Origin of the sequence: Microtetraspora sp. AC03309 (genome assembly GCF_020826795.1) — a bacterium.
Classification (GTDB): Bacteria; Actinomycetota; Actinomycetes; order Streptosporangiales; family Streptosporangiaceae; genus Microtetraspora; species Microtetraspora glauca.
On the sequence record NZ_JADDIL010000087.1, the window covers coordinates 16,001 to 38,735 of the forward strand.

17 protein-coding genes and 2 tRNA genes are annotated in these 22,735 nt (G+C 69.8%); 16 read left to right on the plus strand and 3 right to left on the minus strand.

Translation table 11 applies throughout. The annotated features are described in order from the left end of the window. The first annotated feature begins 127 nt into the window (after positions 1 to 127). A complete protein-coding gene (locus IMZ11_RS36130; RefSeq protein WP_228646928.1) occupies positions 128 to 1,438 on the plus strand; it encodes a recombinase family protein in 1,311 nt (436 codons plus the stop codon). Positions 1,439 to 1,584: 146 nt separating this feature from the next. Here IMZ11_RS36130 and IMZ11_RS36135 read toward each other — a convergent pair. After that, positions 1,585 to 1,673 (minus strand) — tRNA-Leu (locus tag IMZ11_RS36135). Positions 1,674 to 1,877: 204 nt separating this feature from the next. On the opposite strand from IMZ11_RS36135, the gene IMZ11_RS36140 reads away from it, so the two are divergent. From IMZ11_RS36140 to IMZ11_RS36150, 3 genes are all read left to right on the plus strand, one after another. Next, complete coding sequence (locus IMZ11_RS36140) at positions 1,878 to 3,176, plus strand: M20/M25/M40 family metallo-hydrolase (RefSeq protein ID WP_228646929.1); 1,299 nt, start codon at positions 1,878 to 1,880, stop codon at positions 3,174 to 3,176. A gap of 97 nt (positions 3,177 to 3,273) precedes the next feature. Then, complete coding sequence (locus IMZ11_RS36145; RefSeq protein ID WP_228646931.1) at positions 3,274 to 3,846, plus strand: hypothetical protein; 573 nt, start codon at positions 3,274 to 3,276, stop codon at positions 3,844 to 3,846. Positions 3,847 to 4,068: 222 nt separating this feature from the next. Next, a complete protein-coding gene (locus tag IMZ11_RS36150) occupies positions 4,069 to 5,793 on the plus strand; it encodes a chaplin family protein (protein WP_228646933.1) in 1,725 nt (574 codons plus the stop codon). Positions 5,794 to 6,132: 339 nt separating this feature from the next. Here the strand turns inward: IMZ11_RS36150 and IMZ11_RS36155 are convergent, their stop codons facing one another. Then, a complete protein-coding gene (locus IMZ11_RS36155) occupies positions 6,133 to 6,318 on the minus strand; it encodes a DUF5703 family protein (RefSeq protein ID WP_061260356.1) in 186 nt (61 codons plus the stop codon). Positions 6,319 to 6,573: 255 nt separating this feature from the next. Here IMZ11_RS36155 and topA point away from each other — a divergent pair, with 255 nt between their 5' ends. The 9 genes from topA to IMZ11_RS36200 all read left to right on the plus strand — a co-directional run bounded on the left by topA (position 6,574) and on the right by IMZ11_RS36200 (position 18,903). After that, positions 6,574 to 9,249, plus strand: coding sequence for a type I DNA topoisomerase (gene topA, locus IMZ11_RS36160; protein WP_228646935.1), 2,676 nt, complete (start codon positions 6,574 to 6,576; stop codon positions 9,247 to 9,249). Positions 9,250 to 9,333: 84 nt separating this feature from the next. Next, on the plus strand, positions 9,334 to 10,650 hold the full coding sequence (locus tag IMZ11_RS36165) for a metallophosphoesterase (protein WP_228646937.1): 1,317 nt from the start codon (positions 9,334 to 9,336) through the stop codon (positions 10,648 to 10,650). 185 nt (positions 10,651 to 10,835) lie between these two features. After that, a complete protein-coding gene (tmk, locus tag IMZ11_RS36170) occupies positions 10,836 to 12,893 on the plus strand; it encodes a dTMP kinase (protein ID WP_228646939.1) in 2,058 nt (685 codons plus the stop codon). Positions 12,894 to 12,947: 54 nt separating this feature from the next. Next, positions 12,948 to 14,135: a DNA polymerase III subunit delta' gene (locus IMZ11_RS36175; RefSeq protein ID WP_228646941.1), complete on the plus strand. Its 1,188-nt coding sequence runs from the start codon at positions 12,948 to 12,950 to the stop codon at positions 14,133 to 14,135. Between the two features lie 106 nt (positions 14,136 to 14,241). After that, positions 14,242 to 14,745 (plus strand): SigE family RNA polymerase sigma factor, encoded by a 504-nt coding sequence (locus IMZ11_RS36180; RefSeq protein ID WP_228646943.1) that lies wholly within the window; start codon positions 14,242 to 14,244, stop codon positions 14,743 to 14,745. Beyond that, positions 14,742 to 16,355 (plus strand): hypothetical protein, encoded by a 1,614-nt coding sequence (locus tag IMZ11_RS36185; protein WP_228646945.1) that lies wholly within the window; start codon positions 14,742 to 14,744, stop codon positions 16,353 to 16,355. The genes IMZ11_RS36180 and IMZ11_RS36185 overlap by 4 nt, the downstream gene beginning before the upstream one ends. Positions 16,356 to 16,581: 226 nt before the next feature. After that, the gene (locus IMZ11_RS36190; RefSeq protein ID WP_228646947.1) at positions 16,582 to 16,941 is read left to right on the plus strand and encodes a sigma factor; all 360 of its coding nucleotides are present in this window, start codon (positions 16,582 to 16,584) and stop codon (positions 16,939 to 16,941) included. After that, positions 16,938 to 17,549: a permease-like cell division protein FtsX gene (locus IMZ11_RS36195; protein ID WP_228646950.1), complete on the plus strand. Its 612-nt coding sequence runs from the start codon at positions 16,938 to 16,940 to the stop codon at positions 17,547 to 17,549. The genes IMZ11_RS36190 and IMZ11_RS36195 overlap by 4 nt, the downstream gene beginning before the upstream one ends. Before the next feature lie 139 nt (positions 17,550 to 17,688). Continuing rightward, entirely contained in the window at positions 17,689 to 18,903 is a 1,215-nt protein-coding gene (locus IMZ11_RS36200) for an amidohydrolase (protein WP_228646952.1), read from the plus strand. Position 18,904: 1 nt separating this feature from the next. On the opposite strand, the gene IMZ11_RS36205 is transcribed toward IMZ11_RS36200, so the two are convergent. Next, positions 18,905 to 19,564 (minus strand): trimeric intracellular cation channel family protein, encoded by a 660-nt coding sequence (locus IMZ11_RS36205; RefSeq protein WP_228646954.1) that lies wholly within the window; start codon positions 19,562 to 19,564, stop codon positions 18,905 to 18,907. A gap of 256 nt (positions 19,565 to 19,820) precedes the next feature. On the opposite strand from IMZ11_RS36205, the gene IMZ11_RS36210 reads away from it, so the two are divergent. The 3 genes from IMZ11_RS36210 to IMZ11_RS36220 all read left to right on the plus strand — a co-directional run bounded on the left by IMZ11_RS36210 (position 19,821) and on the right by IMZ11_RS36220 (position 22,347). Then, positions 19,821 to 20,645: a regulatory iron-sulfur-containing complex subunit RicT gene (locus IMZ11_RS36210; RefSeq protein WP_228646961.1), complete on the plus strand. Its 825-nt coding sequence runs from the start codon at positions 19,821 to 19,823 to the stop codon at positions 20,643 to 20,645. Then, entirely contained in the window at positions 20,642 to 22,204 is a 1,563-nt protein-coding gene (locus tag IMZ11_RS36215; protein WP_228646957.1) for an alpha/beta hydrolase, read from the plus strand. Before IMZ11_RS36210 ends, IMZ11_RS36215 begins: the two co-directional genes overlap by 4 nt. 66 nt (positions 22,205 to 22,270) lie before the next feature. Next, a tRNA-Thr gene (locus IMZ11_RS36220) sits at positions 22,271 to 22,347 on the plus strand. Positions 22,348 to 22,735 lie beyond the last annotated feature (388 nt).

Below are 22,735 nucleotides of genomic sequence, written 5' to 3' on the forward strand. Positions count from 1 at the left end.
CGTCTATGCGCGGTACTGGGATCACGAGTGGCGCCGTGAGCATCAGGGGTCCGGCCGCTATCCGGAGCACCACTTTTGGGAGGCCGTTCAGGGGTATTTGGACCTCCTCGATGCGCACGATGGGTGAATGTTCAGATTTGCGTTCGCAGGGCGGGTCTCCAGCGAGGACCTGCAAGATCCCACTACCTCGAAACAGTGGCAGCGTTCCCGAGCCGAGCGCCTGGTCGACGGCAACGGCACGATCGTGGCCGAGTTCTTCGACGTCGGGCACTCCCGTTCGGTCGCCTGGCTGCGACGGCCCCAGGCCGCGCGGCTGCTTGCCGCGCTGGACGACCCGGGGCGCGGTTTCGACGCCGTTGTCATCGGCGAACCGCAGCGGGTCTTCTACGACAACCAGTACGCCCTGATCTTCCCGCTGTTCGCCCACTTCGGCGTACCGCTGTGGGTTCCGGAGATCGGCGGCCCCATCGATCCGGACTCCGAGGCGCACAACCTCATCATGTCGATGTACGCGGGGATCTCCAAGGCCGAGCGCCGCCGGATCCAGGTCCGGGTTCGCGCCGCAATGACAGCCCAGACCGAGTTCGAAGGGCGCTTCCTGGGCGGGCGTCCGCCGTACGGGTATCGTCTGGCCGACGCCGGGCCTCACCCCAACCCGCACCAGGCCGCCGCAGGAGCGCGGCTCCACCGGCTTGCCCTGGATCCGCCGGCGGCGGCCGTGGTGAGGAGAATCTTCATGTTCCGGCATGACGGGTTGGGGGCCGGGCGGATCGCCGCCACCCTCAACGCTCAGGGAGTGCCCTGCCCGTCCGCCCATGACCGCGCGCGGAATCCCCACCGCTCCGGCGAGATGTGGACGGACGGCACTGTGCTGTCGATCCTCCGTAACCCCCGCTACACCGGCTATCAGGTGTGGAACAAGCAACGTACGACCGAGGTGCTGATCGATCCCCGTGAAGTCGTTATGGGTGTCCATCAGGTGAGGCAGAGCAATCCCGAGTCCGCATGGGTGCGGTCACGGCGTCCCGCCCACCCCGCCATCATCAGCGTCGAGGACTTCGACCGTGCCCAGTTCGCTCCGGTGATCCTCGGCACGCCACGGACCTATGCGTTCAGAGGACTGCTGCGCTGCGGCTTCTGCCAGCGGTCCATGGAAGGGTCGTGGACCAACAACCGGTCCAACTATCGATGCCGTCAAGGGCATCATCGGAACGTCTTCATCCGGGAAGACAAGGTGGCCGAGCACCTGGGTGCGTTGCTCATCCGAGCGGTTGCGGAGTCACAGAGCCGGAGCGACCTGGAAATGATCGAGATTCCGCGCGTCCTCGCCGAACAGGTCGCTCTGTGCCGTTCGATGGGGCTGACGCTGACCTACCAGGCGGACATCCCGGCGCTCGTGACGGTCGTCCGAGGCGAAAGAATCACCATCAGGACGTGACAGACGGCTCCCCAGCGACTCGAACCCCCATGGAGGACTATGCAGTGCACCCATAGCTGAACCGGTCGATAAATGCGAAACGCCCGGATAAAACTGCCCGAGCGTCGGCTCAATCCTGCATATCCATGCGTTCCCATGAATGATCTTGGTGTCCGAGGGGGGACTTGAACCCCCATGCCCATCACTGGGCACTAGCACCTCAAGCTAGCGCGTCTGCCTATTCCGCCACCCGGACTTGGTGCCTGCACGTGGGACCGTCATCCCGCGTCGGCTCACACAGATTAGCACTGTCCGGCGTGTGGGTCATACCGAGAATCAGACGCCCCATGCCCACTCCTCCGGGACGCGAGCGGACGGCAGGATGGAAGGCACCAGCCGTACGTGAACAGGAGGACCACGCTGTGACCGACCGAAGCGCGGCAGACACGGGGAGAGGCGCATGACTCCGCTCAACGGCGAGGACGAGGTCGTCGGCCTGTGCCGGGACCTGATCCGCATCGACTCCACGAACGCGGGTGACAACGCGGGTCCGGGCGAGCGCCGGGCCGCCGAGTACGTCGCGGAGAAGCTCGCCGAGGTGGGGCTCGAACCGCGGATCCTCGAATCCGACACCGGGCGGGCCAACGTCATCGCCCGCATCGAAGGGGCGGACTCAGGGCGGGGAGCGCTTCTGCTCCACGGGCATCTGGACGTCGTCCCGTTCAACGCGGCCGACTGGACACATCACCCGATGAGCGGCGAGATCGCCGACGGCTGCGTGTGGGGCCGTGGCGCGGTGGACATGAAGGACATGGACGCCATGATCCTCGCCGTCGTACGGCAGCGGCTCAGCCAGAACAGGAAGCCTCCGAGAGACGTCGTGCTGGCGTTCACGGCCGACGAGGAGGCCGGAGGGAACTACGGCGCGCAGTGGCTCGTCGATCATCACCCGGACGTCCTGGAGGGCTGCACCGAGGCGATCGGCGAGGTCGGCGGCTTCAGTGTGAGCATCTCGGACAGCCGTCGTCTCTATCTCATCGAGGCGGCGGAAAAGGGCATCGCCTGGATGAAGCTGACCGCGACGGGCCGGGCCGGCCACGGCTCGATGCTCAACGACGAGAACGCCGTCACCGAGCTCGCCGAGGCGATCGGCCGCCTGGGCCGCTACCAGTGGCCCGTACGGCTCACGCCGACCGTCCAGTCCTTCTTCCGCGAGGCGTTCGACATCGAGCTGAAGGCGGAGGACGCGGAGGAGGCCGTGGCCAAGCTGGGCCCGCTCGCCCGGATGGTCGGCGCCACCCTGCGGAACACGGCCAATCCCACCATGCTGGACGCCGGGTACAAGGCCAACGTCATCCCCCAGAGCGCCTCGGCGCACGTGGACGGGCGTTTCCTGCCCGGCTATGAGGACGAGTTCTTCGGCACGGTGGACGAGCTCCTCGGGCCGAACGTCACCAGGGAGTTCGTCTACCACGACGTCGCGCTGGAGACGGCCTTCGAGGGCTCTCTGGTCACGGCGATGTCCGACGCGCTCCAGGAGGAGGATCCCGGCTCCAAGGCCGTGCCGTACACGCTGAGCGGGGGCACCGACCTCAAGGCGTTCAGCCGTCTGGGCATCCGCGGGTTCGGCTTCGCGCCCCTGCGTCTTCCGGCGGATCTAGATTTTTCCGGAATGTTCCATGGGGTCGATGAGCGGGTTCCGGTGGATTCGCTCAAGTTCGGGGTTCGGGTTCTTGACCGTTTCCTCGATTACTGCTGAGAAACCGGTTGCGATCACTTGGCGTATCGATAAAGTAACTCTGCGTTGAGGGGTTGATCCGCACCAAGGCGGACTCGGTGGATCTCGGGGAGGTCGCGTGGCACGCACGGCGGAAGATCGGTCGCGGGCAGAGATGCCCGCCGCCGACCCGTGCGTGCCCGCGACTGCTTCCGAGACCGGCGGGAAGAGCCGGATGGCGCGGTTCGTGGCCGGCTCGCGGCTGGTCCGCTTTCTGATCGTGAGCGGATTCGTCGCCGTCGCCTGGTTGCTCGGTGTGATCTTCGGCGTCTTCGGCACGGCTTCGGCCAGTGCCGACGCGGCTCCCTCAGCTGTCGTCACCGGGTCGGTCATCGATGGCGGTGCCTCCACGAGAGCCGACGGTTTCCCCACGAGTGACGATGCCGTGGTCAACGCCGAAGCGATGGCCGGGCGCACGGTCGACGGGCTGACCAGCCAGTCGACGCCCGGATTCCCATCACCGTCCACCGCGGACCACACCCCAGGGAGCCATGGCATGGTTCCGCAAGGGAGCGGTGGATCGATCCTGTTCGGGGATGTCGCACGATCCTTCTACGACGTGCGGCTTGTGGCGCTGCCCGCGCCTGTCGCGGCAGTCCTTCCCCCGGTCGTGCGCACAGCGGCGGACGACCCATCCTTCTCGCCTGACTGATCCCGCGTTCACGCCGGTCCGCCTCATCGAACACCGGACCGGTGGCGGAGCATGCCCTGCGACGGCCTCGATTCCTCCGAGCCGTGCCGCCTGAGCGTCTCCGTGCGGGTTGACGCGAGTTTTCCCAAATCCCTCGTGACGGTCCACGGCCCCGCTGTGCCCTGGCCCGGACCTCCGTCGCGAGTTGTCAGGTATCCCCCAAAGAACCTAGGAGCATCCATCATGCGAACGTGGGCGAAGGGTTCGACCCCCGTGGCGCTTCTCGCCGTCGGTGTCATGTCCCTCGGCAGCGGTACGGCTTTCGCCGACACCTCGGGCAGCGGCTCGATCGGTGGCGGCAACCAGCTCAACCTCCCCATCTCACTTCCGATCGACATCAGCGGCAACGCCGTCGCCGTCGCCGGTGACTCGTCCGCGACGTCGCAGGGCGGCGCGTCGGTCGTCAACGGCGGCCGCGGCAACGGCGGTGGTGGTGCCGGGGGCAACGTCACCAACGGTGAGCACAGCATCCTGGGCGGGAACCAGATCGTCGCCCCGATCACCGCGCCGATCAACGCCTGCGGCAACGCGGTCGCGATCTTCGGCGACGCCACCGCGGGCTGCAAGGGCGGCGCGTCCGTCAAGAACTCCGGATCGGGGGCCGGCGGCAACCGGACCTCCGGCCGGTCCTCGATCCTCGGCGGCAACCAGGTGGTCGCCCCGATCACGGCCCCGATCAACCTGTGCGGTAACTCGGTCGCCGTTCTGGGTGAGGCGTTCTCCGGCTGCAAGGGCGGCGCCTCGGTCGACGGCCCGGGCAACGGCGGCGGGCACGGCTACCGCGGTCACGGGCACGGTCACGGTCACGGTCGTCCCGGCGGGGCCGGAGGCAACGTCACCAACGGTGAGCACAGCATCCTGGGCGGGAACCAGATCATCGCCCCGATCACCGCGCCGATCAACGCCTGCGGCAACGCGGTGGGCAACGCCAACGCCGGTTGCGCCGGTGGCACGTCCGTGAAGAACTCAGGGGCCGGCACGGGCGGCAACGTCACCTCGGGTCGTTCCTCGATCCTCGGTGGAAACCAGATCCTCGCTCCGGTCACGGCGCCGGTCAACGTCTGCGGTAACTCGGTCGGCGTACTGGGTGACGCCTTCTCCGGCTGCAAGGGCGGTGCCTCGGTCAGCGGTGGCGCCGGTGGCGGCGCGGGTCGCAACGTCACCAGCGGTGAGCACAGCATCCTGGGCGGGAACCAGATCGTCGCCCCGATCACCGCGCCGATCAACGCCTGCGGCAACGCCGTGGCCGTGCTCGGCGGCGCCAAGGCCAACTGCAAGGGCGGCGCCTCGGTCAACGGTGGCGCCGGCGGCGGCGCGGGTCACAACGTCACCAGCGGTGCACACAGCATCCTGGGCGGGAACCAGATCGTCGCCCCGATCACCGCGCCGATCAACATCTGCGGCAACGCCGTGGCCGTGCTCGGCGACGCCGCGGCAGGATGCCTCGGCGGCGCCAGCGTGGGCGGCGGGCAGTGGCACGGCCGCAAGACCTTGCACGGCATCTGGAACAAGGGCGCGCACAAGGCCGTGCCGGTGAAGACCAGCGGGATGCTGTCCACCCTGCCGATGGTCCCCGGCGCCGCGGACAGCGGGGTGCTCCCCACCGCCGCGCTGACGCCGAGCCGGCCCGCCGCGGGCAAGGGAGGCGCCGGTGCGGCGCTCGCCCCGGTGACGGGCCTGGTCGGTTCGCTGCCCGTCGCGAACGGCCTCGGAGGAGCGAACGCCCTCGGTGGGGCGAGCGACGTGCTCCCGCTCGGTGACCTCGGCCTGATGAGCGCCGAGCAGCCGGTCGGCGTGACCGGGATGAACCCCGGCTCGCTCATCGCGCTGGCCCTGGGCGCCATGTTCGCCGCCTCGGCGACCATGTTCGCGGTCGTGCGCCGCTTCCGCCTCCGCGGCGAGAGGTAAGAAACATCTCACCCGCCCGGGGCACGCGGTGGCAACCGGTTGCCGATCCGGCCCCGGTGCGGGTGACCACGAGCGCTCATCGCCCAGGTGGTTGGCAAGGCCAACAGCCCGGCGAATGAGCAGAGGCGCTTCCTCCCCCTCCAGGTGACGCACCCGGAGTGGGAGGAAGTGGAAAAGCTTCGTCACGCCTCTGGCGGGATCGGCCCAAGGCCGCTCTCACCAGGCCGGTACGGCGAAGCCGCGAAGAGCTTGCCCGCTCCGGGGGCGCGGCCCGGGGCGGGCAAAGCCATGCCGATCAAGCCATCTCGATCAAGGCATGCCGACCATCCGCGGACGTGGTCACATGGTGCGGACGACACGTATGATCTTGCGGCGCAGTCGGACACGCCTGCTTCCGTCGGGATAAAGTCGCAGCCGGTCCAGTTCCCAGCTTCCGTACTCGGCATGCTCCGTGAGAACCTGCCTGGCGACCTCACGTGAGGTCCCGCACGGCAGATAGAGGTCCTTGTAGGAGTAGTCCAGCACAGCGATTAGTCTCCGAGAGGTGTGTTAGGGGAACCCGCCTGGCTCTATTCTGCGTCCTCGTGGATAGAAGGTCCAGGTGAGTTACACACCGGGGCGGGACCGGGTAGCCCGAGGGGGAAGGACTTCCGGCGACGGGTTACCGTCGAAACGATCCCGTGGCCGGGCCGGGCGAAGGATCAGCCGACCCTGCTGTGAGGGCGGCTGTCCCGACTGGGAACACGGGGAACGACAGGGAACAGCGAGGTAGGAAGCAGCGTGCCAGCCAAGGACGGCAACGCCGGCGCAACCCGCCTGGTGATCGTCGAGTCGCCTGCCAAGGCGAAGACCATCGCCGGGTACCTCGGGCGCGGCTACATCGTGGAGTCCAGCATCGGTCACATCCGTGATCTTCCGGAGAGGGCCGATGACATCCCTGAGAAGTACAAAGGAGAGGCATGGGCCCGTCTGGGGGTGAACGTCGACCATGAGTTCGAGCCGCTCTATGTCGTCAACCCGGACAAGAAGTCCCAGGTCTCCAAGCTGAAGCAGCTGCTCAAGGACGCGGACGAGCTCTACCTCGCCACTGACGAGGACCGCGAGGGCGAGGCGATCGCCTGGCATCTGCGTGAGGTGCTCAAGCCCAAGGTGCCGGTGCACCGGATGGTCTTCCACGAGATCACGCCGCACGCCATCCAGGACGCCGTCTCCAACCCGCGCGACCTCGACCTCCGGCTCGTGGACGCCCAGGAGACCCGGCGCATCCTCGACCGGTTGTACGGCTACGAGGTCAGCCCGGTCCTGTGGAAGAAGGTCAAGCCCCGGCTGTCGGCCGGCCGCGTGCAGTCCGTGGCGACGCGGCTGGTGGTCGAGCGCGAGCGGGATCGCATGGCGTTCACCGCCGCGAGCTACTGGGACCTGCAGGCCCTCTTCGACACGGGCAGGGACGAGGATCCGCGCAGGTTCAGCGCCACTCTGACCGCCGTGGACGGCAGGCGGGTCGCGCAGGGCCGTGACTTCGCCTCCACGGGCACGCTGAAGAGCGCCGACGTCCTCCACCTGGACGAGGCCGCCGCCGGAGCGCTGGCGGGACGCCTGGGGAACGCGTCGTACGCCGTCACGTCGGTGGAGCGCAAGCCGTACACGCGCAAGCCGTACGCGCCGTTCAGGACGACGACGCTGCAGCAGGAGGCGAGCCGCAAGCTCGGCTTCTCGGCGAAGTACACCATGCAGATCGCCCAGCGGCTCTACGAGAACGGCTTCATCACCTACATGCGTACCGACAGCATCACGCTGTCGGAGACCGCCGTCGCCGCCGCCCGCGGCCAGGCCATCAAGCTGTACGGCTCCGCGTACGTGCCGGACAAGCCGCGCGTCTACGCCAGCAAGGTCAAGAACGCCCAGGAGGCGCACGAGGCGATCCGCCCGTCCGGTGAGGAGTTCCGCACCCCGGGCGAGACCGGGCTGGCCGGGGACATGTTCCGGCTGTACGAGCTGATCTGGCAGCGTACGGTCGCGTCCCAGATGAAGGACGCGGTCGGCGAGTCGGTGTCGGTGAAGGTCGGCGGCACGTCCAGCTCCGGCGAGAACGTCGAGTTCGGCGCGACCGGCCGCACGATCACCTTCCACGGCTTCCTCAAGGCGTACGTCGAGGGCGCGGACGACCCGTCGACCGACAGGGACGACGCCGAGAAGCGGCTGCCCAACCTGTCGGAGGGCGAGCGGCTGACCGCGGCCGAGCTGAACGCGCTGGCGCACTCGACCAAGCCGCCCGCGCGCTACACCGAGGCGTCGCTGGTCAAGGAGCTGGAAGACCGCGAGATCGGCCGCCCGTCGACGTACGCGTCGATCATCGGCACGATCCTCGACCGGGGGTACGTGTTCAAGAAGGGCACCGCGCTGGTGCCGTCCTTCCTCGCGTTCGCCGTGGTCAACCTGCTTGAACAGCATTTCGGCAACCTCGTCGACTACGACTTCACCGCGGACATGGAGAAGGTCCTCGACGACATCGCCAACGACCGCGCGGAGCGGGTGCCCGAGCTGCGCCGGTTCTACTTCGGCGGGGACGGCGACGAGGGTCTCAAGGAGATGGTCACCGACCTGGGCGAGATCGACGCCAAGGAGATCAGCTCCTTCCCGATCAGGGGCAGCGACATCGTGATCCGGGTCGGGCGCTACGGCCCCTACCTCGACCGCGACGGCGCCCGGGTGAACGTGCCCGAGGACATGACGCCCGACGAGCTCACCGCCGAGAAGGCCGAGGAGCTGTTCACCCGTCCGAGCGGTGACCGCGAGCTGGGCAAGGACCCGGTCACCGGCAACGTCATCGTGGCCAAGAGCGGGCGGTTCGGCCCGTACGTCACGGAGATCCTGCCGGAGGAGCCGGCGCCCGCCGAGGGCAAGAAGCGCACCAAGAAGGCCGAAGTGCCCAAGGCGCGGGCGAGCTCCCTGTTCAAGACCATGTCGCTGGACACCATCACGCTGGACGACGCGCTGAGGCTGCTGGCGATCCCCCGGGTCGTCGGGGAGATCGACGGCGAGGAGGTGACCGCGCAGAACGGCAAGTTCGGGCCCTACATCAAGAAGGGCACCGACTCGCGGTCGCTCGCCTCCGAGGAGGACCTGCTGACGGTCACCATCGACCAGGCCAGGGAGCTGTTCGCGCAGCCCAAGGCCCGGGGCAGGGGCCGGGCCGCGGCCGCTCCGCCGTTGCGCGAGCTGGGCGACGACCCGAACTCCAAGAAGCCCGTGGTGGTGAAGGAGGGGCGCTTCGGGCCGTACGTGACGGACGGCGAGACGAACGCCTCGCTGCGCAAGGGCGACACGGTCGAGGACATCACGATCGAGCGGGCCGCCGAGCTGCTGGCGGAGCGTCGCGAGCGTGCCCCCGCGCCCAAGCGGACCACGACCCGGGCGAAGAAGGCGCCCGCGAAGAAGCCCGCGGCCAAGTCCTGACCGGGTTTCCGGCCGGGTAGGCTCAGCGCGCTCTCAGGACTCGCTTCGTAAGATCGTCCGGCAGCGGAGCGAGGGGAGTACACCGTGGGGTTCCTGATCACGATCGTGGTCGTCGTGGTCGCCGTGCACGTCTACCTGTGGTGGCGGCTGGTCAGGCCGGCCACCCGCCCGGGGAGCCTCCCGCGCCGGGTGTTCACCTGGGCGCTGGTCGTGCTCGGGGTTCTGCTGCCGTTGGCCGTCGCCGGAGGCCGGGTCTTCGGGATGACGTTCGAGCACGTCATCGCGTGGCCCGGCTACATGTGGCTGGCCGTGATGTTCTACCTGCTCGTGTTCACGGTGGCCCTGGAGGTTCCCCGGGCGATCGCCCTGCTGCTGGCCAGGCGTTCCGAAAAGTCACCTGGGCCGGGGGAATCCCGTGAGCCTGTGGATTCTGGTCGGCCTGTGGATTCAGGCGATCCTGTGCTCGGATCGCCTCTGGCGCCGGGACCGGCCACCGGATTGGGAACGTCCGGGGCCTCGGCGATATCCACAGCCCCGGCGATATCCGCCGGACCGGGAACGTCCCGGGTCGACCGGCGGGTGTTCATCGCGCGCACGGCCGCCACGGTCGCGGGCGTCGGGGCGCTGGCCACGGTGGGGTACGGCGTGCGCACGGCCCTGGGCGACCCGGTGATCGAGCGGATCCCGGTGCGGCTGCCCCGGCTGGATCCGCGGATGAGCGGTCTGCGGCTCGCCGTGGTCAGCGACATCCACATCGGGCCGTTGACCGGGAAGGGCCACGCCGAGCGCATCGTCCGGATGATCAATGGCCTCCAGGCCGACGTGGTCACGATCGTCGGCGACCTGGTGGACGGGACCGTGGCCGAGCTCGGGCCGCTGGCGGCTCCGTTGCGCCACCTTGAATCCCGCTATGGGGCATATTTCGTGACCGGTAACCACGAGTACTACACGTCCAACGGGCCACAGGAGTGGATCGAGGAGCTGAACTCCCTCGGCGTGCGGTCGCTGCGCAACGAGCGGGTCGAGATCGCCCACGCGGGAGCCGTACTCGACCTGGCGGGGATCAACGACCTGAACGGAACGCTGTCCGGGGACGGCCCCGACTTCGCGAAGGCCCTGGGCGGGCGGGACGCCGCGCGGCCGGTCGTGCTGCTCGCGCACCAGCCGGTCCAGATCAGGCAGGCCGCGGGGTACGGCGTCGATCTCCAGCTGTCCGGGCACACCCACGGCGGGCAGATGGCGCCGTTCAACCTGGCGATTCCTCTGCAGCAGCCGGTGGTCGCGGGGTTGGACAAGGTGGACGGCACCCAGATCTACGTCACCCGGGGCGCGGGGTACTGGGGGCCGCCGGTCCGGGTCGGTGCCCCGCCGGAGATCACCCTCATCGAGCTCAGGGCCTGATTTCCGGGCGTGTACCGTCCGTCCGAGCGGGATGACGGGCGCGTCGGCGGGAAAAGTGGGCGGCCGATCTCGCGTCCGTCCTGCGGGACAGGGCGGGACGTACTACCCTCAGGCGACGAGCGGGCGGAAAACCGGCCCCCTCGTACTCTTTTCCCGCCCAGCGAGCACCTGGATACGCTGACATCATGAGCACCCACGGCCGGGCAGCCAGGCGACGCAAGCCGCCGAACGTGCTGGCGAACGCGCCCTTCCGCAGGCTGTGGACGGCCATGTCGGTCTGCAGCCTCGGCGACTGGTTGAACATCATCGCCCTGACCGCCCTGGCGGGAAACCTCACCGCCGGATCGGGATACCAGGCGCAGAGCCTCGCCATCGGCGGTGTGTTCATCGCCAAGATGCTGCCCGCGATCCTTCTCGGTCCGCTCGCGGGCGCGGTCGCGGACCGGTTCGACCGCCGGTTGGCGATGGTGACCGCGGACATCGTCAGATTCGCCGTGGTCGCCTCGATCCCCCTGGTGGGGAGCTACCAGTGGGTGATCATCGCGACGCTGCTCGTCGAGTGCGCGAACCTGTTCTGGGTGCCGGCCAAGGACGCGACGGTGCCCAACCTCGTGCCCAAGGAGCGGCTGGAGGAGGCCAACCAGCTCAACCTGCTCGTCACGTACGGCACGGCCCCTGTCGCGGCCGCGCTCTTCGCGATCCTGTCGGCGGTCATGGGCATGTTCACCACGGCCGTCCCCGGGCTCGCCGTTCGGCCCACCGACGTGGCCCTGGGCGTCAACGCCCTGGCCTACCTGGTCTCCGCGAGCCTGATCTTCACGCTGCGGGACATTCCGAAGGACCACATCCTCAGGGTGTCCACGCCGTCCGTGCTGCGGCAGGTCGTCGAGGGCTGGCGGTTCGTCGGCGGCAACCGCGTGGTGCGCGGGCTGATCATCGGGATGCTGGGCGCCTTCGCCGCCGGGGGCGCGGTCGTCGGCGTGGCCAAGGCGTACGTGACCGCCCTGCAGGGCGGCGACGCGGGCTACGGCGCCGTCTTCTGCGCGGTCTTCCTGGGCATGGGAATCGGCATGTTCTTCGGCCCCCGTCTGCTCGGGGAGCTGTCCAGGCGGCGCATGTTCGGCCTGACCATCGTCCTCGCCGGGCTGACCCTCGCGGCCATCGCGCTCATCCACAACCTGGCCCTCGTCATCGTGCTCACCGTGCTCCTGGGCACGTGCGCGGGCACCACCTGGATCATCGGTTACACACTGATCGGCCTGGAGGTCGAGGACGGCCTGCGCGGCCGTACGTTCTCCTTCCTGCAGTCGCTGGCCAGGGTGGTGCTGCTCCTGGTCGTCGCGCTGGCCTCCGCGCTCGGCGGCCTCGTCGGCTCGCACCTCCTCGTGGTCGCGGGCATGACCTACAGCTTCGACGGCTCGAACGTGGTCCTGCTCCTGGGCGCGCTGCTCGCGGTGATCGTCGGCCTGCTCGCGCTGCGGCACATGGACGACCGGCCCGGCGTCCCGATCGGGGCGGACCTGTTCGCCGCGCTGCGGGGCGAGAAGTTCGTCGTCCAGGACGACGACCAGCGCCCCGGCCTGTTCGTCGCCTTCGAGGGCGGTGAGGGCTCGGGCAAGACGACCCAGTCGAGACTGCTCGCCATCTGGCTGCGCGACCAGGGCTTCGACGTGGTGCAGACCCGCGAGCCGGGGTCGACCAAGGTCGGCATGCGGTTGCGCGCCATCCTCCTCGACGCCGCCCACCAGGGGTTGTCGGCGCGGTCCGAGGCCCTGCTGTACGCGGCGGACCGGGCCGAGCACGTCGAGAAGGTCATCCGTCCGGCGCTCCAGCGTGGCTCCACGGTGGTCTGCGACCGCTACGTCGACTCGTCGCTGGCCTATCAGGGGGCCGGGCGGGCGCTCGACCCCGAGGACGTGGCGCGCGTCAACTCCTGGGCGACCGGTGGCCTGCTCCCCGACCTGACCGTGCTCATCGACGTTCCCCCGTCGGTGGGGTTGCGCCGGATGGCCTCGCCCGCCGACCGGATCGAGTCCGAGCCGATGGAGTTCCACGAGCGGGTCCGGCGGGAGTTCCGGGCGCTCGCGGCCGCCGCTCCCGACCGTTACCTGGTCGTGGACGGCACGCTCCCGCAGAACGAGATCTCCCGGCTCATCCAGGACCGGGTCCGCGAGGTGCTGCCCGATCCGGTGCCGCAGGAGACCGAGGCGGCCACCGGCACCATCCCCGCCATCCGCGACTGACAGCCGCCCGTGGAAGGGCCGAGTCCGCCCGCGAACCCACGGTAGGTTGTGCCCGTGGGTGTGTTCGAGGATCTGGTGGGCCAGGAGCGGGCGACGACCGTGTTGCGGCAGGCCGTGTCCGCCGCCGCCGACGCCCTCGCGGGTGGCCGCGGCGCCGGGATGACCCACGCGTGGTTGTTCACCGGTCCTCCCGGGTCGGGGCGATCCGACGCCGCCCGCGCCTTCGCGGCGGCGCTGCTCTGTCCCGACCAGGGCTGCGGCCACTGTGATTCCTGCCACCAGGTCGAGATCGGTTCCCATCCCGACCTGACCTGGGTGCGGCCGGAAGGGCTCTCCTACAGCGCCAGGCAGACCCGTGATCTCGTGCTCAAGGGCGCGGGGGCGCCGACGCTCGGGCGCTGGCGGATCGTGCTGTTCGAGGATGCCGACCGTGCGACGGAGGCCGCCGCCAACGCGCTGCTCAAGGCCATCGAGGAGCCGCCGCCCCGGACGGTCTGGTTGCTCTGCGCGCCGTCTCCGGACGACATGATCATCACGATCCGGTCCCGCTGCCGCGTGGTGACCCTCCGTACGCCGCCCACCGATGCGGTCGCGCACGTGCTCGCGACCAGGGACGGCGTCCCGGACGACGTCGCGTGGTTCGCGGCCCGGGCGGCCCGCGGGGACATCGGCCGGGCCCGGCGGCTGGCCCTCGACGAGGAGGTACGGCGGCGCCGCGAGGAGGTGCTGTCCATCCCCGCGTCGCTGAGCGGGGTGAGTGAGTGCATCGCGGCGGCGGAGCGGCTGGTGAAGACCTCCACCGAGGACGCCGACGCCGCGACGGCCACGCTCAACGAGGCGGAGACCGCCGAGCTGCGCAAGGTCTACGGCGAGGGTTCCACCGGGAAGGGGCTCAACAAGGGGCTGGTCCGCGGCGGGGCCGGGGCGCTGAAGGAGCTGGAGACCCTCCAGAAGTCGCGCGCCACCCGGATCAAGCGCGATTCGATCGACGTGGCCCTGCTCGATCTGGTGGCGTACTACCGGGACGTCCTCGCGGTCCAGCTCGGAGCCGGCGTGGAGCTGGCCAACGAGGACCGCAGGCGCGAGGTGGAGGCCCTCGCCGGAGGCTCGACCCCCGAGGACACGCTGCGCCGTACGGAAGCCATCATGATCTGCCGGGAGCGCCTCGCGGCCAACGTGAACCCCCAGATCGCGGTGGAGGCGATGACGCTCGCGCTCCGGGATCCCCGGCTTCTGCGGTAGCGCTCTCGCGATTCGGGCCGTGTCGCGAGCAACCTGACGGGTGATCCGGCGTCTCTGGTACATGCAGGCCGAAACGCTGGATCTCCATAAACCTCCCGGGGGGTCGGTGAACACCTCGGAAGCCGCGGATGACACGATCGCGGGACTTTACGCCGAGCACGCGCTCGGCCTCGCCAGGCTGGCGCTGATCATGCTCGGCGATCGCGAGGCGGCGGAGGACGTGGTCCAGGAGGCGTTCCTCGGCCTCCACCGCCGGTTCGGCGGCCTGCGCGACCGGAGCAAGGCCCTCACGTACCTGCGGTCCGCGGTGCTCAACAACGCCCGAAGTGTGTTGCGCAGGAGGCGGCTGCCGTCCTGGTTCGCCGGGACGTACGAGCCGCCGGTCTGGTCCGCGGAGTCCGCCGCCCTCCTCGGGGCCGAACGGCGCGAGGTCATGGAGGCGCTGCACCGCCTGCCCCGGCGGCAGCGTGAGGCGCTCGTGCTGCGCTACTACGGCGACCTCTCGGAAGAGGAGACCGCGCAGGTCATGGGCATCAGCAGGGGCACCGTCAAGTCGACCACCTCCCGAGCCCTGGACGCGCTCGGCCGACTGCTTGGGGACGCACGATGAACGACATCATCAACCGCCTGCGCGACGCCACTCAGGCCGTGGGCGAGACCATCGATCACGTCCCGGGTCTCGCTCCGGGTCTCGCGTCGGGTCTCGCCATGGGCGAGTCGGGTGAGCCGGGCGGGAGCCGTACGAGAAGGTCCTGGCTGGTCCCGGTCGCCGCGGCTGCGTCCGTGACCGTCGCGGTCGCGGGTGGCGTGGCCGTCGCGCGGGGCGGAGACGGCGGCCTCGGCCAGGTCGCCGCGACGGGTGCGGGCCCGGCCGCCGTGCCCACGTTCTTCGCGGACGCGGGGGAGGACGGGATCACGGTCAGGAGCGTGAACGGCGGAACCGAGACGTCCCGCGTTCCGGAACCCTCGGACAAGGAGCGGTTCGTCAGCATTCAGGCGGCCCAGGACAACCGCCTCTTCTACGCGGTGTCCGCGTCGGACGACTGCCGGCCACGCCTGTACCGGTTCGTGCTGGACGAGGCCGGGAAGATCGGCTCGTTCGACACGCTGCCGTTCGCGCCGCCCGAGGGCACCAGGCCGACGTCTCTGGCGGTCAGCGGTGACGGGACCAAACTGGCGTACGGCACCGCGCCGTGCGGCCGCGAGCCGGGAACCGGAAGCCTGGTGGTGGCGGACACCACGACCGGCGACAGCCGTACCTGGACCGCGAAGGACGGCACCGGGGCGACCAACCTGTCGATGACGGCCGACGGACGCCTCGTACTCTTCACGCGAGATGCCGCGAGCGTGGCCGCCGTGGCGGAGCCCGCGCTCGTCGTCGAACCGTCGGCCACGCTGGCGGCGGAGGTCCCGGTGAAAGAAGAGGAGGCCGTGTCATCGTCGTCACCCGCGGTCTCGATCACTGTCACGGCCACCCCGGGCATCCGGAGCGACGAGAAGGACGACCCCGGTCCGGCCGTGGTGAACGCGGTGCCCACGGCAGCGGTGACCGCGATCCCGGCGGAGCCGGTCGTCACGTCTGATCCGACGGCGACCGCTCCGGCGACGATCCTCCCGAGTCCGATACCGACCGCCGTGGCGAGCCTTGTACCGGCCGAGGAGTCCTTGTCGTGGTGCCGCTTCGCGGTGGAGTCCGTCCCCGCCACACCGGCTGACGCGCCGTCGGCCGGGAAGACGGGTGAGCCTTCCGAGCCGGCCGAGTTGAAGGTAACCGTTCAGGTGTGTCCCGACTCGCCCGAGGTGGGGTTGCTCGACACGGGCGCGCCGGGGGACAGCCTGGACAGGGCGACCACGTTCTCGCTTCTCAATGAGAGCGACGGCGCGTCCGGGGGCGTACTCGGGGCGAAGATCAGCCCGGACGGCACGAGGATCGTGGCCGCGCTGGGCGACATGGACGTCGTGCTCGCCGACGGAAAGCTGCCGCCGTCGTCGGGACCCACCGGCCTCGCCGCGTTCAGCACGGACGACGGGCGGCCGCTGGGCGTCTTCCATCGCCAGGCCGGCACGTCGGGACTCCGGCTGCTCGACATCGACGGCACCGGGGAGAACATGCTCGTCACGCGGGACGGCGAGATCGGCGCGGTCGACGGCTCGGGCTATCGGACCCTGGTGGACACCGGCGACGCCCTCGTGAACTTCGGTTCCAGGATCGCCTGGTAACCGTATGCCGCCGGTTCGGCCGGTCCGCGGGGTGTCTTCCCCGGGGGCCGGCCGTTCTTGTTTCCGCCGCGTCGATGCGGGGCCGCAGAGGGCGCATGACCATGGCGCCGCGGGAGGGGACACCCGCACGGAAGCAGAAGGGTTTCTTCCGAAACACAAGCAGCAGAAGCCACAGCGGTCGCGTCTCTGTTGCGTGAAAGCCGAACTGCTCTCCCATGGAGAGCCCTTGATCCGGGAACGCGTCGACGTCGCGGCGCTGTTCGCCGACCATCATCTCGGCCTGGTACGGCTGGCGTTGCTCATGGTGGGTGACGTCGGCACGGCCGAGGACGTCGTCCAGGAGGCGTTCGCGCGCACCCACGCCGGACGGCGGCGGTTGCGCGATCCCGGCCGTGCCCTGGCGTACGTGCGGTCGGCCGTGCTCAACGGCTGCCGGTCCGTGCTGCGGCGCAGGAGCGTCGCCTTCCGCCGGGCCGTGCCGTACGAGGAGATCGCCGACACCATGGGCGTCGCCGGGAGCACGGCGCGCTCCACCATCACACGCGGGCTCGCCGCCCTCGCCCGGACCCTTGGGGAGGAATCATGATCGAACAACGTCTGCGCGAAGCCCTGTCCGAGGCGGCGGCGACCGCCGATCTCCGCTCCGTCCGCCCGCTGAGCGCGCCGCGAGGGCGCTCTCGCGTACGGGTCTCCCGGTTCGTGGTCGTCCCCGCCGTCATGGTCGCCGCCGTCTCCGTCGGAGTCTTCCTGCTGGTACGGCCCACGCCTCCGGCGGCGACGGTGGCCCGTCCCGTGGCGTACAGCCTGGCGCAGCTCAGCCTGGCGGGGGCGGGTTCCTGGCACGACGAGGTCGCGGTGTTCCTGTGCAAGAAGAACGACCTCTACCCCGTGTGCAGGAATCATGAGGCGGTGACCGAGGACGAGCGGCAGGTGATCCGCCAGGCGCTGGAGTCCATGCCGGAGGTCGAGTCGGTCCGGTTCGAGACCCAGATGGAGGCGTACGAGAACTTCCGGGCCGACAACGCCGATTCACAGCTTCTCAACGTGATCAAACCAACGGATCTGCCGGAGTCGTTCCGCGCGAAGGTGAAGCCGGGGGCCGATCACAAGGCGGTGGTGCGGGCTGTGGAGCACCTGCCCGGGATCTCCAATGTCATCGACACCGCGTGTGTGCTGGACAGGTCGAAGTGCTGAGGCCCTGACGGTGCACGCGGTCCCGCCCGGCCGAACCGGAGGGCCTAGCCTCGAAGGAGGGCACGTGTGTCGCCGCCCCGAGGAGGGTGTCATGGCCGCCATGTCATCCGCGTCATCTGTGGCGGCTCGTCTGGGGTCCGTGCGGGGATGGCAGGGGGATCTCTACCGGGACCTGCATCGGCATCCTGAGCTGTCCCACCATGAGCGGCGGACCGCCGCGAAGATCGCCGAGCGCCTCAGCCGGACCGGCTGCCAGGTGCGTCAGGGGGTCGGCGGCACCGGTGTGGTCGGGGTGCTGCGCAACGGTGACGGCCCGACGGTGCTGCTCCGGGCGGACATGGACGCGCTGCCGGTGCGTGAGGCGACCGGTCTGCCATACTCCAGCACCGCCACGGTCACGGACCCCGGCGGGCGCGAGATACCGGTCGCGCACGCCTGCGGACACGACGTGCACGTCACCTGTCTGCTCGGCGCGGCCCAGTTGCTCGCCGAGGGGACCGACCGGTGGCGGGGCACGGTCGTGGCGCTGTTCCAGCCGGCCGAGGAGACCGGCGACGGCGCGCGGGCCATGCTCGACGACGGTCTCGCCGGGCTGATTCCCGCCCCGGACGTGGCGCTCGCGCAGCACGTGCTGCCGGCGCCGGCCGGACACGTCGGCACTCATGCCGGTCCGGTGCTCTCCGCCGCCGACAGCGTGCGCGTCACCGTGCATGGGCGCGGAGCCCACGGCTCGATGCCGCAGGCGGCCGTCGATCCCGTGGTCCTCGCGGCGATGATCGTGATCCGGCTGCAGACCATCGTCTCCCGTGAGACCCCGCCGGTAGAGACCTCGGTGGTCACGGTCGGCAGTGTCCAGGCCGGCACGAAGGGCAACGTCATCCCCGATCACGCCGTGCTGGAGCTCAACATCCGCACCTACGGCGAGCGGACCAGAAGCGCGATTCTGGACGCGGTGCGCCGCATCGTCATCGCGGAGTGCCAGGCGTCGGACTGTCCGAAGGCTCCGGAGATCGAGCTGTTCGACCGCTTCCCGCTGACCGACAACGATCCCGCGACCACCGGCCGGGTGGCCGCCGCGTTCGGAGAGTTCTTCGGCGACCGCGCCGGGCCGCTGGGCCGGCAGACCGCCAGCGAGGACTTCAGCGACATCCCGAACGCCCTGGGAGTCCCGTACACCTACTGGGGCATCGGCGGCATCGACCCTGAGACCTACGGCAGGGCCGAGGCCGCCGGCCGCGTGGCGCAGGACATCCCGGTGAACCATTCCGCCGCCTTCGCACCGGTCCCGCAGCCCACCTTGGACACCGGCACCCAGGCCTTGGTCGTCGCCGCTCTCGCGTGGCTCGCCCGCTGACTCACCGTCGGTCCGCGGAACCGCGACCTCCGCCGTATGCGCCCGGGGGCCCCGGAGCGTTGAGGCCGAAGCGGACGCCCACCAGCCGGACGACGAAGCAGACGGCGGCGGCTCCGATCGCGGCGGGGATCCCGTAGACGCCGGTGCGGACCGTGACCGCTGTGACGGTGGCCGCGATCAGGGCGGGGATGGCGTACAGCTCGCTGTACAGCACCGTGGGTATCCGCCGGATGAGCACGTCGCGCAGTGTGCCGCCGCCCACGGCTGTGATCGCGCCGAGGATGATCGCCTGTGCGATGCCGAGCCGGAAGTCCAGCGCCTTGCTCGCCCCGGTCACCGCGAACAGGCTCAACCCGAGGGCGTCGAACACGATGATCGGGCCGGCCAGCCGGTCCAGTCGCCGGCCGAGGCCGTACGCGACCAGGCCGCTCGCGGCCGCGACAGCCAGGTAGCGCCAGTCGCTGAACGTGGCGGGCGGCAAGGAGTCGATCAGGATGTCGCGGATGATCCCGCCGCCCAACGCGGTGACCATGCCGAGAGTGACCACGCCGACGATGTCGAGCCGGGCGGCGCGCACCGCGGTCAGCGCGCCGTTGAGCCCGAAGGCGAAGGTGCCCGTCAGGTCGAGCGCGAGCAGCAGCGGCGGCGGTTCGACGTTCACCTGGCGTGGATACCCGTCATGGGCGCGTTTTCGCTGATGGGACGCCGGGGTTCGAGCTCACGCCGACGATGGTCGCGGCGAAGCCCGGCCGACGCTCGCCCGGTCGGCGTCCCCCGCCGGAGTCGGGCGAGGTCTACCGGGAGCTCCCGCATCGTCCGTACGGTGGGCGCCAAGCCCTGACGGCGCAGCGCCGATGCCGCGTAGGGTGGGGGCGGGCGGCAGCCGTACAAGATCGAGGAGGCCGGGGCGCTTGGGCATGATGATGGCGGTGAGCTTCACTCGCTACGGGCGGCTTTATTACCTCGATCCCGGAGGGCATTCCCCCAAGGTCGGCGACAAAGTGCTCGTGCCGACCGAATCCGGGCCGGAAGTGGCCGAGTGCATCTGGGCGCCGCAGTACGTCAGCGAGGACGTCGACGGCCTGCCGGTCTGCGCGGGCATCGCGACCGAGGAGCACCTGAGCAGGGACGAGACCAATCGCCGGCGCAGGGCCGAGGCACGGAGCGTGTCCAAGCGCCTGATCAAGCGGCACGACCTGCCCATGAAGGTCGTCGGGGTCGACTACGTGGACGCCGACAACGTCTTCACCGTGTACTTCTCGGCCCCGCAGCGCGTCGACTTCCGCGCGCTGGTGCGGGACCTCGCCCGCAACCTCCGGGCCCGGGTGGAACTGCGGCAGATCGGGCCGCGCGACGAGGCACGGCTACAGGGCGGCATCGGGCCGTGCGGGCGCGACCTGTGCTGCGCGACCTTCCTGAAGGACTTCGAGCCCGTCTCGGTCCGGATGGCCAAAGATCAGGACCTTCCGGTCAATCCGCTCCGGATCGCCGGCGCCTGCGGGCGGCTGATGTGCTGCCTGAAATACGAGCACCCGCTGTACGTCGAGGCGCAGCGGACCTTCCCCAGGACGGGTTCCCGGGTGGAGACGGACGAGGGGCCGGGCCAGGTCGTCGGCAGGAACGTGCCGGGCGACTACGTCACCGTGCGGCTCGACGACGGCGGGCGCCGGTGCCAGTGCTCCCGCGCTTCGGTCTGTGGCCCGCGCAAGGCCCACGACGAGAGGTATGAGCCGCAAGCGTGAAGATCCCCCGATCAGGACGGCATGTCCCCCCTTCCCCCTCGCGCCGTACCCGCGGCTTGGCGGCGGCGTTCCTGGCGCTCGCGGTCGTGGCCACGGGGTGCACGACGGACGAGCGGAAACCCGAGGTAGAGGCGAAGGCGAAGGCGCCCACGACCGCGCTCCAGCCGTTCTACAGCCAGAAGCTCGACTGGAGCGACTGCGGTGACGGGTTCCAGTGCGCGCGCGCCGAGGTGCCGCTCGACTACGCCGCGCCGTCCGGGGAGAAGATCGGGATCAGCCTGATCCGGCTGCCCGCCACCGGCGAGCGGATCGGCTCCCTCCTCATCAACCCCGGCGGGCCGGGCGGATCCGGCGTCGACTACGCCCGCGCGGCGCGCTCGGTGCTCAGCGACAAGGTACGGGCCCGGTTCGACGTCATCGGCTTCGACCCGAGGGGTGTGGGCGAGTCGAGCCCCGTCCGCTGCATGTCGGGACGAGATCTCGACGCCTTCGCCAGCCTGGACGCCAGTCCTGACACGCCGGCCGAGGTCGCGGCGCTCGAGAAGGGGTCCGAGGCGTTCGCGACGGCCTGCGGGGCCAAGGCGGCCCGGCTGCTCCCCTTCGTCGGCACGGCCGATGCGGCCAGGGACATGGACGTGCTGCGCGGCGTTCTCGGCGACTCCGGGCTGAGCTACCTCGGCAAGTCGTACGGCACCCATCTGGGCGCGGTCTACGCCGACCTGTTCCCGAAGAACGTCCGCGCGCTGGTCCTCGACGGCGCGGTGGACCCGTCCGTCCCGTCGCTGAAGTCCAACGAGACCCAGGCGGTCGGCTTCGAGGTCGCGCTGAAGGCATTTCTGCAGGACTGCTTCGAGGACGGCGCCTGCCCCTTCTCCAGCCGTACGGTCGAGGGCGCCATGGCCGAGCTCGGCGACCTGCTGAAGAAGGCCGACGAACAGCCGTTGAAGAACACGCTCGGCGACGGCCGCGAGATCAACGAGTCCTGGGCGGTCCTCGGCATCGTCACGCCGCTGTACGAGCGGGAGGCGTGGCCGGTGTTGCGCGAGGCCCTCGGGCACGCCTTCAACGGCGACGGCACCGACCTGCTGCGGATGGCCGACCTGATGCTGGACCGCAAGGCGGACGGCTCGTATTCCAACCAGACCGAGTCGAACATGGCGATCAACTGCGTGGACCGTCCCTACCCCAAGGAGGTCTCCGCGTACGCCAAGGGAGCCGCCGAGGCCCAGAAGGTGGCCCCGCATTTCGGGAATTTCGTGATGTGGGGGTCGTTGCCCTGCGCGTACTGGCCGGTCGCGCCCAAGGGGACCGACAAGAAGATCACAGCCGAGGGCGCGCCGCCGATCGTCGTCGTCGGCACCTCACGCGACCCGGCCACGCCGTACGAGTGGGCGGAGGGGCTGGCCTCCCAGCTCAGCTCGGGTGTCCTGCTCGGATACGACGGTGATGGCCACACCGCGTACCGGACGGGATCCGACTGCGTGGACAAGGCGGTCGACGACTACCTGATCTCGCTCAAGGCTCCCAAGGAGGGCACCATGTGCCCGAAGGTCACGTGACGTCGAGGAGGTGGGCGCGAGAAGGGGCCGCGAGCCTGTAGACTTCTGTACGCTGCCGTACGGCACGCCGCCTTAGCTCAGTCGGCCAGAGCGACGCACTCGTAATGCGTAGGTCTGGGGTTCGATTCCCCAAGGCGGCTCCATCACATAAGACCCCTGACCTGGGCAACCGGGCCGGGGGTCTTTGTTTGTCAGGACAATTTCCCGATCTTGCCAACACTCGTGCCAGGAACGGAAGGGCATGCGGGTCGGTGCGGGTGGCACGGGATCAATGAGGGGGTCCCGTGTCCCGAAGCGCCCTTCGCCAGTGTGAAGCTTCAGTATGCGGATTACGCGCCTGTTCAAGCTGCATGTAGGTGGTAGGTGCCGCAATGCCGTGAGCAGGCCACACTTCTACGTGCAGAAAAGACCGGGTGCGGGATGGCCCTCATGGCTGATGTCTTCGCCAAGGTGGCGTTCTGGTCGAGCAATGCTTGAAACCTGTGGATCTGACGGGAAGGGGTGTACCTTCCCGAATCTGATCAGGTATCT